The sequence below is a fragment of the Peribacillus sp. NPDC096540 genome (assembly GCF_050278525.1).
Lineage (GTDB): Bacteria > Bacillota > Bacilli > Bacillales > DSM-1321 > Peribacillus.
In genome coordinates this window covers 26,283-42,066 of the sequence record NZ_JBNNTG010000008.1, presented here as the reverse complement: position 1 = coordinate 42,066, position 15,784 = coordinate 26,283, and the positions used below count along the sequence as shown (strand labels likewise).

Annotated in this window: 14 protein-coding genes and 3 pseudogenes; 14 read left to right on the top strand and 3 right to left on the bottom strand. The window is 38.7% G+C overall.

All coding sequences use genetic code 11. The features are described 5' to 3' along the window. Positions 1-284, bottom strand: a 284-nt coding sequence (locus ACQKMR_RS09725; RefSeq protein WP_427697203.1) for a hypothetical protein, incomplete at its 3' end; no start/stop codon positions are given. Position 285: 1 nt separating this feature from the next. Here ACQKMR_RS09725 and ACQKMR_RS09720 point away from each other — a divergent pair. The 3 genes and pseudogenes from ACQKMR_RS09720 (at position 286) to ACQKMR_RS09710 (ending at position 1,577) form a co-directional block, all read left to right on the top strand. Further along, a complete protein-coding gene (locus ACQKMR_RS09720) occupies positions 286-729 on the top strand; it encodes a hypothetical protein (RefSeq protein WP_427697202.1) in 444 nt (147 codons plus the stop codon). After that, positions 720-776: pseudogene (locus ACQKMR_RS09715) on the top strand (hypothetical protein); the annotation flags it as partial. The gene ACQKMR_RS09720 and the pseudogene ACQKMR_RS09715, both read left to right, overlap by 10 nt. A gap of 3 nt (positions 777-779) precedes the next feature. After that, entirely contained in the window at positions 780-1,577 is a 798-nt protein-coding gene (locus ACQKMR_RS09710; protein ID WP_427697196.1) for a beta-propeller fold lactonase family protein, read from the top strand. Between the two features lie 208 nt (positions 1,578-1,785). On the opposite strand, the gene ACQKMR_RS09705 is transcribed toward ACQKMR_RS09710, so the two are convergent. Beyond that, entirely contained in the window at positions 1,786-2,901 is a 1,116-nt protein-coding gene (locus ACQKMR_RS09705; protein ID WP_427697114.1) for a tetratricopeptide repeat-containing glycosyltransferase family 2 protein, read from the bottom strand. A gap of 656 nt (positions 2,902-3,557) precedes the next feature. Here ACQKMR_RS09705 and ACQKMR_RS09700 point away from each other — a divergent pair. The 6 genes and pseudogenes from ACQKMR_RS09700 (at position 3,558) to ACQKMR_RS09675 (ending at position 10,268) form a co-directional block, all read left to right on the top strand. Further along, positions 3,558-4,612 (top strand): annotated as a pseudogene (locus tag ACQKMR_RS09700) (YeeE/YedE thiosulfate transporter family protein). Between the two features lie 49 nt (positions 4,613-4,661). Next, a pseudogene (locus tag ACQKMR_RS09695) lies at positions 4,662-4,894 on the top strand (sulfurtransferase TusA family protein). 125 nt (positions 4,895-5,019) lie between these two features. Beyond that, positions 5,020-5,325 carry a DUF3219 family protein gene (locus ACQKMR_RS09690; protein ID WP_427697113.1) on the top strand — a complete coding sequence of 102 codons (306 nt, stop codon included), beginning with the start codon at positions 5,020-5,022 and terminating at the stop codon, positions 5,323-5,325. 81 nt (positions 5,326-5,406) lie between these two features. After that, a complete protein-coding gene (locus tag ACQKMR_RS09685; protein ID WP_427697112.1) occupies positions 5,407-5,835 on the top strand; it encodes a DUF2621 domain-containing protein in 429 nt (142 codons plus the stop codon). 159 nt (positions 5,836-5,994) lie between these two features. Beyond that, positions 5,995-7,140, top strand: coding sequence for an exonuclease SbcCD subunit D (locus ACQKMR_RS09680; protein WP_427697111.1), 1,146 nt, complete (start codon positions 5,995-5,997; stop codon positions 7,138-7,140). Then, positions 7,137-10,268: an SbcC/MukB-like Walker B domain-containing protein gene (locus tag ACQKMR_RS09675; protein WP_427697110.1), complete on the top strand. Its 3,132-nt coding sequence runs from the start codon at positions 7,137-7,139 to the stop codon at positions 10,266-10,268. The genes ACQKMR_RS09680 and ACQKMR_RS09675 overlap by 4 nt, the downstream gene beginning before the upstream one ends. A gap of 73 nt (positions 10,269-10,341) precedes the next feature. Here the strand turns inward: ACQKMR_RS09675 and ACQKMR_RS09670 are convergent, their stop codons facing one another. Beyond that, the gene (locus tag ACQKMR_RS09670) at positions 10,342-10,749 is read right to left on the bottom strand and encodes a hypothetical protein (protein ID WP_427697109.1); all 408 of its coding nucleotides are present in this window, start codon (positions 10,747-10,749) and stop codon (positions 10,342-10,344) included. An 877-nt stretch (positions 10,750-11,626) separates the two neighbouring features. Between ACQKMR_RS09670 and ACQKMR_RS09665 the strand changes: the two genes are divergently transcribed. The 5 genes from ACQKMR_RS09665 to ACQKMR_RS09645 all read left to right on the top strand — a co-directional run bounded on the left by ACQKMR_RS09665 (position 11,627) and on the right by ACQKMR_RS09645 (position 15,703). Beyond that, positions 11,627-12,430, top strand: coding sequence for an enoyl-CoA hydratase/isomerase family protein (locus ACQKMR_RS09665; protein WP_427697108.1), 804 nt, complete (start codon positions 11,627-11,629; stop codon positions 12,428-12,430). A gap of 87 nt (positions 12,431-12,517) precedes the next feature. Then, on the top strand, positions 12,518-12,946 hold the full coding sequence (locus ACQKMR_RS09660; protein ID WP_427697107.1) for an acyl-CoA thioesterase: 429 nt from the start codon (positions 12,518-12,520) through the stop codon (positions 12,944-12,946). Positions 12,947-13,042: 96 nt separating this feature from the next. Further along, positions 13,043-13,924, top strand: a complete 882-nt coding sequence (locus ACQKMR_RS09655; RefSeq protein WP_427697106.1) for a PaaX family transcriptional regulator — start codon at positions 13,043-13,045, stop codon at positions 13,922-13,924. A gap of 16 nt (positions 13,925-13,940) precedes the next feature. Continuing rightward, on the top strand, positions 13,941-14,756 hold the full coding sequence (locus tag ACQKMR_RS09650; protein ID WP_427697105.1) for an enoyl-CoA hydratase-related protein: 816 nt from the start codon (positions 13,941-13,943) through the stop codon (positions 14,754-14,756). After that, the gene (locus ACQKMR_RS09645) at positions 14,723-15,703 is read left to right on the top strand and encodes an MBL fold metallo-hydrolase (RefSeq protein ID WP_427697104.1); all 981 of its coding nucleotides are present in this window, start codon (positions 14,723-14,725) and stop codon (positions 15,701-15,703) included. The genes ACQKMR_RS09650 and ACQKMR_RS09645 overlap by 34 nt, the downstream gene beginning before the upstream one ends. The last annotated feature ends 81 nt before the right edge of the window (positions 15,704-15,784 follow it).

Below are 15,784 nucleotides of genomic sequence, written 5' to 3'. Positions count from 1 at the left end.
GTGGACATAGTAAGTGCAAATGCGATCATAAAAAATGTAAGGATTGTGGACATAGTAAAAGTAAATCCGAATCTATACATGAACAAAAGGTAGAGCAAAACGTTAATGTAAATGTAAACATACCTGCTCAAGGCTTTCAAGGTTCTCAAGGCCCCCAAGGCGACCACGGCCCCCAAGGCGACTACGGCATACAAGGCGTTCAAGGCCCCCAAGGCGACCACGGCCTCCAAGGCGACCACGGCCCCCAAGGCAATCAAGGCCCCCAAGGCGACCACGGCCCCCAAGGTGACCAAGGCCCCCAAGGCGTTCAAGGCCCACAGGGCAATCAAGGCCCCCAAGGCGACCACGGCCCACAAGGCAATCAAGGCCCCCAAGGCGTTCAAGGTCCACAAGGCGTTCAAGGCCCCCAAGGCGACCATGGCCCCCAAGGCCCCCAAGGCGACCATGGCCCCCAAGGCCCCCAAGGCGACCATGGCCCCCAAGGCGTTCAAGGAACACAAGGCGTTCAAGGAACACAAGGCAATCAAGGCCCACAAGGTGACCAAGGCCCACAAGGCAATCAAGGCCCCCAAGGTGACCAAGGCCCACAAGGCAATCAAGGCCCACAAGGTGACCAAGGCCCACAAGGCAATCAAGGCCCACAAGGCGTTCAAGGCCCACAAGGTGACCAAGGCCCACAAGGCGTTCAAGGCCCAGCTGGATCTCTATCGACCAACCTCATTTATGTAACAAATGGTGCCACCTTCGACGTTTCCGTTATTGATGGAGTAACGAATACCGTGATTGCTACCATTCCCGTAGGGAATACTCCAACTGGTGTGGTAGTCAATCCATCGACCAGTCGAATTTATGTAGCAAATGCAATCAACAACACTGTTTCCGTGATTGACGGAGCGACGAATACCGTGATGGCTACTATTACCGTTGGGACTCTTCCACTCGGTGTGGGAGTCAATCCATCGACCAACCTCATTTATATATCAAATAACTTAGATGATAACGTTTCCGTGATTAGCGGAGCGACGAATACCGTGATAACAACCATTACCGTTGGGGATGCTCCAAGAGATGTGGGAGTCAATCCATTAACTAATCAGATTTATGTAGCAAATCAGACTAGTTCCAACGTTTCCGTGATTGATGGATTATCAAATACCGTGGTTGCTACCATTCCTGTCGGGGGAAATGCAGTCGGTGTGGGAGTCAATCCATTAATCAATCGAATTTATGTAACAAATTTCACGGATGATACGGTTTCAGTGATTAACGGAGCGACGAATACAGTGATTGCTACCATTTCCGTCGGGGATGCCCCAGCCGCTGCGGGAGTCAATCCATCGACCAACCTCATTTATGTACCAAATTTGGGAGACGACAACGTTTCCGTGATTAGCGGAGCGACGAATACAGCGATTGCTACCATTTCCGTCGGGGATACCCCAGCCGCTGCGGGAGTCAATCCATTAACCAACCGAATTTATGTAGCAAATACTTTCGATGACAACGTTTCCGTGATTGATGGATTATTTAATGCAGTGATTGCTACCATTTCCGTCGGGAAGGCTCACAAGGAGTGAGAGTCAATCCTTAGAATCTCCTTGTTATAAGTAAGTCACTATTTGAATAAATAACTGTATGGAGGAGTGATGATCTATTTAGCTCCTCTCCACAATAATGTGTACTCTAATTTATAGAATGAATCTTATTGGAGATCAAAACATCCTGGATTTCATAAAATCTCAGGATGTTTTCATGCAATCAACAGTCTAAAACTCTTTTTTGATGTTATTTTAGACTGTTTCTTTCTGTTGTGGACTCTTTCACTAATTCCTTCAGCATTTGGATATTTTGGAGGATGTCTTTGTCATCAGGTAGGTAAGTAAGTGACAGTTGATTATGCTGAAGAGAGCGTTCATAGTCCGCTAAATGGAAATAGCAAAGAGCGAGTTGTTTATGGGGAAGCCAAGTCCGGAATGGTTGACTTTCGATAACCCAAGGATGGTCCGACATCGGCACTTCTATTGCCATTTTGTACCAGAACACCGCTTGAACATACTGTTTGTTTTCTAAAAACTGTTCCGCTAAGCGACAACAGAATTCCGGACGAGGAATGTCACAAGCGAAGGATTTTAACGTAATTTCCCGCTCTTTGTCCCGCTTTCCAACAAAGAAGTAACAACTTGCTAATTTGTTATATACATACAACCGATGTTCCACTTCGATATCCTTGCAATTTAAGAAGCGGAGATAAAACTTAATCGCTTTGTCATACAACTGGTGCTTTTGCAATTCCCTCGCATAATGAAATATATCGTGGGGAGTCATCTTTTTACCTTTGCGTATCGCCCTTTCATAGATAGTAAGGTTTCTATCCGATGTTGCAGTATTTTTCAGATCTTTCTTATGTGTGATGATAATATTACTATCATAATGTTGGCATGGCCCCTCTGCTTTTACATCTTCATGTACATATCCATACCATCGGAAATGTTTGTTTTGTTTCACCAACCGAAGTCTTCGAATACTTGACAGTACATTATTGTACTCATCAAATAAGGTATGGTAGATCATAGAGACGGCATCAATCGTTGGATCGAGTGTTTGTTTTAACTCAAGCAGTTTTTGGCGATCTTCTGGCAAAAGAATGTCATCAGCATCAAGCCACAAGATATAATCCATTGTGGCTTGATCAAAGGAGTAGTTGCGTGCGGCAGAAAAATCATCTATCCATTTGAAATCAAGAACATGTGGTGTCCAATTGAGAGCTATTTCTTTCGTCAGGTCTTTCGAGCCTGTATCTACAATGATGATCTCATTTGGAATGTCCTTGATGGATTCTAAACACCTTTCCAGTGTATCCACCTCATCTTTGACAATCATACACAGGCTGATGGTTATCATATAAACACCTCTTTACTTTAGCCAGAATGAGCAAAACAAATCTCAATACGGGGATTGGTTCAGGCAGAGGTGTATTCTTGCAATCGTCTAGATTTGCTATGACATCTACTCCTTCTGCCTCTACAAGATCAAGGTTAATCCATCCATTGAGAATCGTCCGTCCACAGCCTAGGTGAAGTTTTTCTCATGCATGTTTATACCTCGCTTTCCTTTCTTTTGAAAATTATTTGTGTTCACCTATATATATACAATTCTTATTTAAAAAATATACATTTCGTATTAAAGGATAACTGTACATCGCCAGCAAGGTAAGAAATTAACAAATGTTAGAAGAAGAGTAGGGATACCACCACTGTCACATTCATCAATAATGATGGAGGTATATTTTCAACTGAATACTTTATCACCATTATTTTGAAAAAACCTATGAAAAGCTGGTCTAAGGTATCCAGACCCATAATTAGGATATTATGTATATATTTTTATAGTTATAAAAATATACCTATATCTAGTACTGGATTAGCTGTGTTTTTTTTGTTAAGAAAATAGAATTTTTTTAACAAATCAAGGTTAAAACCAAGTATTTTTATCTGAATTAGATTATATTGAAATTATACTGATATTATTGTTGATTTAGCTTAAGGAGGAAACGGTTCATGTTACAGATAATTGTGTTAGGAATTATCTGTGGTTTACTGCTGGGTTTTGTGCTTCAAAGAGGCCGTTTCTGTGTTGTTGGTGCATATCGTGATTTAATTTTAGCTAAAGATGGACGGATGTTTTTAGCAACTTTTGTGGTAATAGCGATACAAAGTATTGGGGTCTATGCATTGAATGATACAGGAGTGATTCAGTTTGGTAATGATGGTTTTCCATGGTTGGGAACAATCGTGGGGGGCTTTATTTTCGGTATCGGAATGGTTCTTGCCGGTGGTTGTGCGACAGGAACATGGTACCGTACCGGAGAGGGAATGATCGGCAGTTGGGTCGCCCTTTTTGGATATATGCTTGGAGCTGCAATGACGAAATATGGTGTTTGGAAAGCAACCGGGGATAACTTGTTAGCCTACCGTTCAAGGGATACGTACATTCATGAAACACTGAATGTTTCACCATGGGTGCTGGTTATTGTGTTGACACTTGTAGTTGGTATCTTTGTGATCCGTGAAATAAGAAAGCCTAAACTGCCGATTTTTAAAATGAAACCGAAAAAAACTGGTTTGGCGCACATTTTATTTGAAAAACGTTGGCATCCATTTATCACAGCAGTACTAGTTGGCCTGATTGCAATAATGGCATGGCCTCTAAGTGCAATGACAGGGAGAATGTTTGGATTGGGGATTACAGCTCCTTCAGCGACATCTTAACGTTCCTTGTAACAGGAGATAATGCGTTAATCGATTGGGGGACGTTCTTAGTATTGGGTATATTTCTTGGAGCTTTCATCGCAGCTAAAGGGAGCGGAGAATTCCGTTGGAGATTGCCAGATATGAAAACTTTACGTAACAATGCTTTCGGTGGGGTAATAATGGGATTTGGTGCGAGCGTTGCCGGTGGATGTACTATTGGTAACGGTCTTGTAAACTCGGCGTTATTTGCTTGGCAAGGTTGGGTTGCCATTGTCTTTTTCCTATTAGGCACATGGGTAGCGACTTATTTTACTATTATCCGTAAGCAAAAGCACACAGCGGGTACTTCCAAGGCTGCCTAAGTTTTTAGAATGAAACCATAAAAAAATTTAGTTAAGGAGTGGAGTATTAATGGCGAAAGTATTGGAAACAACAGGGATGGTATGCCCATTCCCTTTAGTAGAAGCAAAAGAAGCGATTGTTGATATGGAAAAAGGGGAAGAACTGATTATTAATTTCCTTTCGATTGCACGCAAGCAACGGAAAGCATTCCGCGTTGGGCTGCTACAGAAGGTCATGAAATCACTGAGTTTGAACAAGTCGATGACGCAAAATGGCGAATAATAGTAATAAAAGGTAATTAATTTATAGAAACGTGCCAGGTTTTCCTGTGCACGTTTTTTTTGATATTTTCAAGGCTGAATCGTTGGCGTGAGACGCCTGGAGTGATAACATAACTTTAATCACAAATAAAGGAGATGTTTAAAAGATGATAGATGAAGTCATTTTGGACGATGTATCACTGCATGTTACTGATTTTCATGCAGAAGTTATACAAGATTCTGAAGGTGGAGAATTCAGAAAAGTCAGTTTTAATTTCAAGGTAACTAATAAAGAATATCATGATATAACAACACTGCTTTATCAAATGGTGTTTGATATAAAGATTCCGCAGTCAAACGAGGATTTTCGTGCGGAGATTTTCAACTATTCTACTTCGGTTACGAATCTTTATGAAGAAAATGCTGTGGGAGATTTTTCACTGGTTTTATTGGAAGTAAACGAACAAGAATGATTCTATTGCCAGTCTTGTAAAGATATGGGTTACTGTCTATAATACATAGTAACAATTATTCTATACATATGAGGTGGTTCTTTGCTTGGAGGCTGGTTTTTATGGTTTATTCTATTTTGGGTAGCCCTTTTAATAATTTTGATGAGCATCGGTGGCTTTTTCATGTTTCGGAAATTCCTAAAAAGGTTTCCTAAAGAGGATGGAAAATCCGATATGGATTGGGAAGAATATTATTTGGACCAAACAAAGCATTTATGGTCAAAGCAGCAAAAGGATTTACTAGAAGATTTAGTGAGCCCAGTACCAGAACTTTTTCGTGATGTTGCACGACATAAAATTGCTGGTAAAATTGGTGAATTGGCGTTAAAGGAAAAAGCGGGTGCTATTACAGAAGATATAGTAATACGTGGCTATATCATAGCCACACCCAAACGTGATCATAAATTTTTACAAAAAAAATTAGCTGAACGAAAAGTGAATATGAGTCCATATGAGCATTTATTTAGCTGATGATTAAAAAAGGTAGACTCTTTAGAGTATGCCTTTTTTTGCTTGAAAAAAGATGTGTTTCAAATTGTGGTAAAAATTAGAACGTTTGTACCCAATCCATGCTATCCGTTCAATTTTTGATATAATAATAGTAAGTAAAAATGAGGACGGAGTGAAACTATGAAATTTATCCATACGGCTGATTGGCATTTAGGGAAAATTGTTCACGGGGTACATATGACAGAAGATCAAAGACATGCACTCCTGCAATTTATTGAAATAGTAGAAGAAGAGAAACCAGAGGCAGTGGTGATTGCTGGTGATTTATATGATCGTTCCGTTCCACCGACGGAGGCAGTAGAGCTTCTTGATGAAATTCTTTATACGATTAATGTGAAAATGAATACGCCGATTGTTGCGATATCGGGAAATCATGATTCGGCGGAGAGGCTGTCATTCGGTTCATCATGGTATCGTCATAGCCAGCTATACATTCATGGGAAATTGACAAAAACATGTGAACCGGTCCGTATTAAGGGCGTGAATTTTTATTGTGTACCTTATGCAGAACCTGGAACCGTTCGCCATCTTTTTGAAGATGAGAGCATTCATTCTCATCAAGAAGCAATGAAACGGATAACTGGAACTATTGCAGAAACATTCAATCCGAATGAACCAAATGTTTTCGTTGGACATGCTTTTGTATTAGGTGGTAAAACGAGCGATTCAGAACGTATTTTGTCAGTAGGCGGTTCTGGATGTGTATCATCTGATTTATTTGATGCGTTTGATTATACGGCACTTGGGCATTTACATAGTCCAGATGCGATACGCCATCCAAAGGTATATTACTCCGGCTCACTATTGAAGTACTCTTTTTCTGAGGCCAAGCAAAATAAGTCGTTATCGATTGTCGAGATGAAAGAAGATGGAGCCTTTGATGTACGCTATCGATCTTTGATGCCTAAGCTTGATATGAGAGAGCTGGCAGGCACGATGGAAGAGTTACTAGACCCTGCTTTTTATCAATCACAAAAAATAGATGACTATTTAAAAATAACACTAAATGATGAGGGATCACTCATCGATCCGATTAATCGCTTACGCCAGGTCTACCCGAACGTACTTCACCTAGAGCGAAAATGGGATTTGGCTGACTTGAGAAGAAAAAAATCTTTTTCCTCTGTAAAGGATGAACGAAAGTCCGAATTGGATTTGTTTGAAACGTTTTACCAAGAGATGACAGATCGAGATTTTGATTCTCAAAAGCAAGATTTAATGGTTTCGGTAATTGAAGCTGTGAAGAAAGAGGAGGCTTTGAAATGAGACCTCATATTTTAACGATGCAGGCATTTGGGCCATATGCTGGAAGAGAAACTATTGATTTTAATACCCTTGGAGAAAGAACCATGTTTGTCATTTCTGGAAAGACGGGTGCTGGTAAAACAACGATTTTTGACGGAATTAGTTTCGCGATATATGGAAAAGCGAGTGGTGAAGATCGAAGTGGGCAAGATTTACGAAGTCAATTTGCCGAAGATGATATGTTGACGGAAGTCTCGCTACAATTTACACTGCGTGGAAAAATATATTTGGTAACTCGTTCACCACAACAGGAGCGAAAGAAGAAATCGGGCGATGGCACGACAACAGTTGGCGCGAAGGCTGAATTATATCAGCTGTTGCCAGAAGGCAAAAAACTGTTAGGTGCCAATGTACGCGAGGTTGAAGAGAAAATCAAATTACTTATTGGACTTGATGCCAATCAGTTTCGGCAAATTCTGATGATTCCTCAGAATGAATTCAGGAAACTGTTAACATCCGACAGTAAGGATAAAGAACAGATACTTCAGAAATTATTTCATACCGAACTTTATAAACGAATAGAGGAAAAATTAAAAGAAGAAGCTTCAATTCTTAAAAAGGAAAGTGAAAGAAGTGCACAGCGGCGAATTGAATTAATGAAGGGAATCAAGCCGGGTAATCATGAAGGACTGCAGGAACATTTGGAAGCAGAAGAGCCAAATGAACAACAAATTTTGCCGCTCTTACATGCTGTTATTTCGGCAGCAACAGAAAGAAGTCAATATGTTAGCAAGCAAATACAGGAGAAACAGGAAGCTCGAGATCAAGTTAACCAAGAGCTTTCAAAAGCGGTCGATTTGTTAAATAGGTTTACTGAAAAAGAAAGATTACGAAATAAAAAAGAGATCCTTGAAGCGAAAAAACCTGAAATAGATGAATTAAAAGAACAAATTAAAATGGCGCACAAAGCAGCTTCGCTTGAAAAACAAGAGCAATATTATTTGCGGATTGGCAAACAAGTACAAGATGTAACTACTGAACTTCAAAAATTAAGTGAGCAGGCAGAGAAGTTCATGGCTGAGCGGATTAAGAAGCAAGATTCCTATGAACAGGAATTATTGAAGGAAGATGAAAGGGAGAGGGCAGTTCGAAATGTGCATCAGCTTGAGCAGGTAAAAGATGCTGTGATGACATATGCAAGTTTAAAAGCGCAAGTTCTTTTAGATGAAAAAGAGTGGCAGAATAGTAAGCAGCTTCGTGAAAAAAATGTATCAGAACATAGTTCAATTGAAGCGGAAGCAGAAAAAGTTGGCCTTGAAAAATCCGAAGCGGAAAAAGCAGCCGTTCTTTATAGTGATAAGGAAAGAGAAGTCGAAAAAAGTCAGCAATTATTATTAAAAATGAAAAAACTTCAAGATGTTCTTTCAGAATCACAGAGCACAAAGCGGTTGTTGGCTGAAAAGAATAACCGTTTCCAGGAGCTTCTTAAAATTCAGCTACAAGAAAAGGAAAAACTAGAGGCTCTTAATCAAAAGTGGCGCACTGGTCAGGCAGGGATGCTTGCATCCATGTTACACACTGGTGAAAATTGTCCTGTGTGTGGATCTGTGCGTCATCCTGAACCCGCCCAAATGCATGATGAGATGCCAACGGATATTGAATTGAAACAGCAGGAAAATAAGCAAAAATATGCAGATCAACAAAAAAGTCAAGCTGAAAGCGAATTTTATCAAGCGGAATCTAAGTTCAATGCACTAATAGAGTCCTCACAAGAAAAATTGACTGACTTACAACAGAGTTTGCCAGAGCTTTCTTTCGATCAAATTGATGCTTACTTGAATCAGTTCGACCAAAAAGGAAAAGAGCTGCAAGAGCAGCTACGGATATTAAAGCTTAAGAAGGCCGCGTTTAGTGAACTGGAAAGAAAGTTGCTTGAATTAAAAGAGAAAGCAGTCCAACTAAAAGAAAATTTGAAATCCATAGAAAGAGTAGAAGATCAAGTCAAAACCAGATATATTGAAAATTCAACAAAGCTTAAAGGATTAACTGATTCTATGCCAGATGGAATCAGGACTGAGGAGGAATATACTGCAGCATATCAAGCGGCCGTCAAAAAGCAGAAACTTTTACAAAATGCATTAGAAGAAGCACGAAAAAATCTTCAAATGGTTAAAGAGAAAGAGTCGGCCATTGATGCGAAAAAAGAATCACTAACCGGAAATATTAAAGCGTTAAATCGTGAATTGACAGAGGAACGGGAAAAGTTGATTACGGATATGACCAAACAAGGATTTGCCAATTATAAAGAATATACAACAGCCAAAAAAACAGAATCGGCTCTCGAATATATAGAGAATCAAGTTCTGCAATACAATCAAAGTTGGCAAAGCGTTCTAAGTCTATTTCATGATTTGGAGATGAAATTAAAAGATGTGGTCAAACCGGACCTCGAAGGGTTGAAAAAGACTTTTGAGTTCATAGATTGTGAATTGGAATTGTTGCGCCGAAATCAGAATGAATTACTGGCTGACAAGCAAATGAACGAAGAAATTGAACGAAAACTGGCGCTAATAAGGGAAAATCAGAAAAGTCTGGATGAAAGGTACAGTATCGTCGGTCATCTGTCTGAGATTTCTAAAGGTCAAAACTCCTTCCGGATTACTTTTGAACGGTATGTATTGGCGGCCTTTTTAGATGATATTCTAAAAGAAGCCAATCTAAGATTGTTGAAGATGACTAGCGGTCGTTATCAGCTTTTACGAAAACTGGATCCAACACGAAGGAATATTCAAAGCGGTCTGGAGTTATCTGTATATGATCAATATACGGGCCAGGAACGACATGTCAAAACGCTTTCAGGAGGCGAAAGCTTTAAGGCGTCGCTTGCACTTGCTCTAGGGCTTGCCGATGTTGTCCAGCAGAATGCTGGTGGCATATCTCTTGAGACGATGTTCATTGATGAAGGTTTTGGTACGCTCGACCCTGAATCACTTGACCATGCGATTGAAGCGTTAATGGATATTCAGAGCACCGGAAGATTGGTGGGTATAATTTCCCATGTTCCGGAATTAAAGGAACGAATCGATGCCCAGCTTCAAGTCATTTCGACACAAAAAGGAAGTCGAACCTCATTTTACTTTGCGGGCTAATCAATATAAAAAAAGAATGGCACAGGAAGCAAGCAGCCTCCGTAGCCATTCTTTTTATTATGAAGAAAGAAAACTACTCAATATTTATATCGTCAACTGTTTTTCCGGGGGAAAACTTATGGATGCGAATCACTAATAACGGATTTGAAAATTCTGCAGTAATCCTACGTGAACAAATTGAAAAGGGGAAGGGGATTTTCCTTTGTGTGGGTAATGTATCCGCTTTATTTTCAAGAAAGGGTTTATGAGTATCGTCAACGATGATCGATAGCTCATTTTCAATTAGACATACTTTAATATCTTTAACATCATGATTTTCTAAAACCGCTTCCACCATATACTCATCTTCACTTTCGTATATATCAATTGAAAATAGTTGATGATCTAACGCACTTGTTTCTGGATCCAGAAAAAACTTTTTCACCCATTCATCAAACTTTTCAACCTCATTCATTTGCGATCCATGTAAATTGTCTTGCATGTTGATACCCCCGGTTTTTCCTTTGTATGTATTATATGTTTGAAGTATGAAGAATGGTGATTGAAAAAAATAAAAATGTTGGCAAAATTTCATAATCTGGAAACGATTAACACTATAATATATCCTGATAGACTGTTATTAAGGACAACTAAGCATTGGTCTAATAGAGGAAACTATAGAGAGATTTGAAGTGACAATCACGTAAAATGAAATAAAAAGCATATCAACGAAATTAGACTACTTTAGTCTCAAGAAAACAGAGATAAATTAGCTTATTTCGTAGGGGTAGCAAGGAAAGTGTGTGGGCACTAAATAAGAATCAATAAGTAGAATATAAGCTATTAAAAATGACCAATTTTGAGTTTGTCTACAGTTTTTTTGAGGGTTTTAAAAATTCGAACGTTACTTTCCACTTCAGGTACTCGCTTTCCGCGGGCGGTCCGGGAGCCTCCTCGGCGCCTTTGCGCCTGCGGGGTCTCCCTTGGACTCGCTTTTCCCGCAGGAGTCTCGCACCTTCCGTTCCAATCAACTTTGTTTTAACATTTAGATAGAACCCCTTTTGTCTACAAACTGAAATGACCAATTCATATTTGAGTTGGTCTTTTTTTTATTAATTAGAGATTTACTCTTAATCAAGTATTCAATCAATAAGATTTAAAACCTTGATATTATCAATTGAAATAGCTGTACTAGTGTTTAACCTGAAGCAGTCTATTAAGATATTAAATTATTGACAAACAGTATAAAAAATCTTAATAAGTATAATAATTTAAAAAATTTACCAAAAATAATTGCAATTCTGAAAATTACATAGTATATTATGTAATATAAACGGAAGTTAATAAAACGTAATACTAAAACAGAGGAGTGTTGATGAATGAGTACAGCAGTTGAAACTAAGAGAACGCTTACAATCCAAAAGAACAAAGAAACTGGGGTTGCAGAGGTACATCTTCATATTAACAAGACGAATGCTTACACGCTTGATTTTTACAAAGAGTTAAATGAGGCAATTGATGATATTCGTTTTGATTCAGATATTAAGGTAGCTGTGTTAATGAGCGATATGCCTAAATTTTTCTCGGTGGGGGCAGATATAAACTTCCTTAAAGCTGCTGATCCCGTTTTTAAAACACAATTCTGCCTGTTCTGTAATGAAACACTTGATAAAATTGCTCGTTCACCGCAAATCTGGATTGCTTGCCTAGAAGGCCATACAGTAGGTGGAGGTTTGGAAATGGCGATGGGCTGTGATCTACGCTTTATGGGTGATAAAGCAGGGAAAATTGGTTTACCAGAAGTTAACCTTGGGGTTCTTGCTGGGACAGGCGGTACACAACGTATGGCTAGATTGGTTGGCCACTCAAAGGCTATCGACTTGAATATCACAGGAGAATCGATTTTACCTCAGGAAGCTAAGGAAATTCGTCTGGTTGACCGGGTTTACCCACAAGAAGTAATTCGTGAAAAAACATTGGAATATGCCAAAAATGTCGCTAGTAAAGCAAGTTATGCAGTCACTAATATCAAGCTTTCGATCATGAATGGTAAAGAAATGCCATTAAACGCGGCGATTCGTTACGAAGGAGAAATACAAAATCTGTTATTCCGTTCTGAGGATGCTAAAGAAGGTTTGGCTTCATTCCTTGAAAAGCGTGAACCACAATGGAAAGGTAAATAATAAATTTACCCTTTGGAAAAGCAATATCGGTTTCTGCCGATATTGCTTTTTTAATACTAACTCTATAGGAAGATGGTGAAATATATAATGGAAGAAACTCAATTAATAAGACGTGTCAACGAAACAAAATTTCAAATCCAATGGGGTGATACAGATCGAGCGGGGATCGTCTATTATCCAAATTATTATAAATGGTTCGATTTAGCAGGTCATAATTTTTTTCGCTCAATAAATATGAGCCCTAAATATTTAGAAGAAGAAAAAAAAATTATCATTCCTTTACTAGAAGCAAAGTGTACCTTTGAAAATCCACTATACTATGACGATGAAGTGATGGTGTACACCCATGTGGAGGAAATGAAAACCAAGACAATTCGTTTTCATCATGAAGTATTTTGTGGAGAGAGAAGGACTGGCCATGGCTATGAAATTCGCGCTTGGACTTCTATTGAGGGCAATAAGTTAAAGGCTGTCCCAATTCCTGAAGATATTAAAAGATTATTAAAAGTTAGATGATAGTTTATTATATGATAATCCTCTAACAAGTTTGAAAATTGAGCTAATTTAGATTACATTAAGAAGAAAAGGCTTTATGAGAACAGGAGAATCAACATGAAACCAAGGTCATTATTGTACACTCTTTTTGGTGATTTCGTTCAATTTTATGGAGGGGAGGTATGGATTGGCACCCTTATAAAAATGATGAATCATTTTGGTATTTCCGAATCATCTGTGCGCGGTGCCATTTTACGACTCGTACAGCAGGATCTAATAATTGGGCGGAAAATAGGCAATAAAAGCTATTATTCATTAACACCAAAAGGAAAACGCAATATGGATGATGGTGTCAAACGTGTTTATACAATTAGAAATCATCAATGGGATGGTTTATGGAGAGTGGTAACCTACTCAATTCCTGAGGAAAAACGTGTACTTCGAAATCAAGTACGTAAGGAATTGAGTTGGACTGGTTTCGGGCTTATGTCTAATAGTATTTGGGTCAGTCCTAATCCATTGGAAAAACAAGTACTAACTCTCATGGATACATATGATTTAAAGGACTATTTAATTATATTTAGTTCGAGCCAGGTCATCACTCATACTAATGAAGAGATTTTAAGCACTTGTTGGGATTTAAAAGAAATAAACAAAAACTATTTAACCTTTATACAGCAATATGAATCGAAGCTTCATGACATGCAGCAGGCTGTTTGGGAAGATACCATTTCCAATGAGCAATGCTTTTATGAACGAACCAAGATTGTACATGAATATCGGAAATTCCTTTTCTTGGACCCCGGTTTTCCGCTTGATTTGCTGCCTGGTGATTGGCATGGAATCAAGGCTAGGGAGTTGTTTTGGAATATCCATCAACTAATTTCAGTCAAAGCGGTGAAATATTTTGAATCGATAATGGAATATCCGCCTGACAAAGCAGGCAATGTTAATCGAGAGAAAGCAATCAACCCTTTTTCAGAAATCTATCATGATTAATTAGGAGGAGAGGTTTATGCTAAAAGTTTATGTTACAAAAAAAGATAGTATCGCTTATGTCGTATTAAATAGACCGGAAGAGCTAAATAGTCTTGATTATGGGTCATTAAAGGAATTGAATGAAATCGTTCTGAACTTAAGTACCGATTTAGCCATTAAAGCGGTGGTTTTTTCCGGATCTGGTATGAAAGCTTTTTGTGCTGGCGCTGATTTGAAAGAGCGAAAAACATTGTCAGAGCAAGAGACACGAAGAAATGTTTGTCTAATTCGAGATGTTTTTAATAGAATAGAAGACTTGCCGCAGCCTACAGTAGCGATGATTAATGGATATGCACTTGGAGGTGGTTTGGAATTAGCCCTTGTCTGTGATTTTAGATTTGCGGTATCGGAGGCGCAGCTTGGTTTAACTGAAATAAACTGGGCTATAATTCCAGGTGCAGGTGGAACACAACGTTTACCGAAGTTGATTGGCATTTCGAAAGCCAGGCATCTTATTTATAGCGGTAAAAAGATTAATGCCATTGAGGCGAAAAATATTGGATTAATTGACGAAAACTTTGATGACCAGGACACACTTGAGGCTTATACACTTAAATTCTTGGAGCCTATATTGCTAAAAAGTTCGATTGCTCTCCAACAAGCGAAATATGCAATTAATAAAGGAAATGCTACTGATTTGCGAACAGGGATTGCTATCGAATCAAAGGCGTATGAGTTAACAATAGGCACTGGGGATCGAAAAGAAGCATTACTCGCCTTTCAAGAAAAACGGGACCCAGTTTTTAGGGGGTCCTGTCAATGGCTGTGCTTTCAGGAAATCATCAACAAATAACAGATTATTTAACACGCATCGGCATACCTGTACCATTCCCAATGAAGTATGTCTATTGTTATATATTCCGCACGATAGAAGAAATCATTTTGATTGATGTTGGTTTTCCAACAACAGACGCGAAACAGTGTTGGGAAGAAGTCTTTGAAGAGTTGTCTATCAATCCAACAGATATATCAAAGATTGTCCTGACCCATTTTCATCCTGATCATTCAGGATTAATTAGTTGGATGCAACAAAAAACCGGGGCGCATGTTTATATGAGCGAAGAAGAAGCTAAGATGATTAAAACTGTTTTTGGCGGAAGTACGAAGCAGGCTGAGGCAACATATGAATTATTTCAAAAGCATGCTGTCCCAGAGTCATTGTTGACGAAAGTTAAAGAGAACGTATTGTTTCTTTCAAATAAAGTAAATCCACTTCCCGAAATTAATAATTTCAATGAATCGCAATTAGATAGTCCTGGTGGAAGATGGGTCGTCCATAAATATAGTGGACATGCTGAAGGACATCTATGTTTTTATCATGAAAGTCAGAAAATTATGTTAATAGGCGATGTTGTCTTGAATCGAATCACTCCGAATATTAGTCTTTGGCCCAACTCTGATCAAAATCCCTTAGCTAGTTACTTTTCAACATTGCATTGCCTTGTTGATCAAGATATAAGCATTGCTTATCCAGCCCATGGAACACCTATTGAAAATCTCGCACAGAGAGCTAAAGAAATCATTTTACATCATAAGGAACGTTTAGCTACTATTTTAACCATTTTGGAAACGAAACAAGTAGCCTTTGAGATTACAGAGAAGCTGTTTCAGCATAAAAAGCTTACTGATCATCAGTGGCGATTCGCTATTGCAGAAACGCTAGCACACCTGGAATATTTAGTGGAATCAGAGAGAATTCATAAAATCTCAACAAATGGTGCGTTTAAATATAAATTATAAGGAATAAACGAGATGTATTTTTGTACATCTCGTTTATTTGTTTTCTGAAAAATCTGATAAACTCTTGACTATCCATATAAA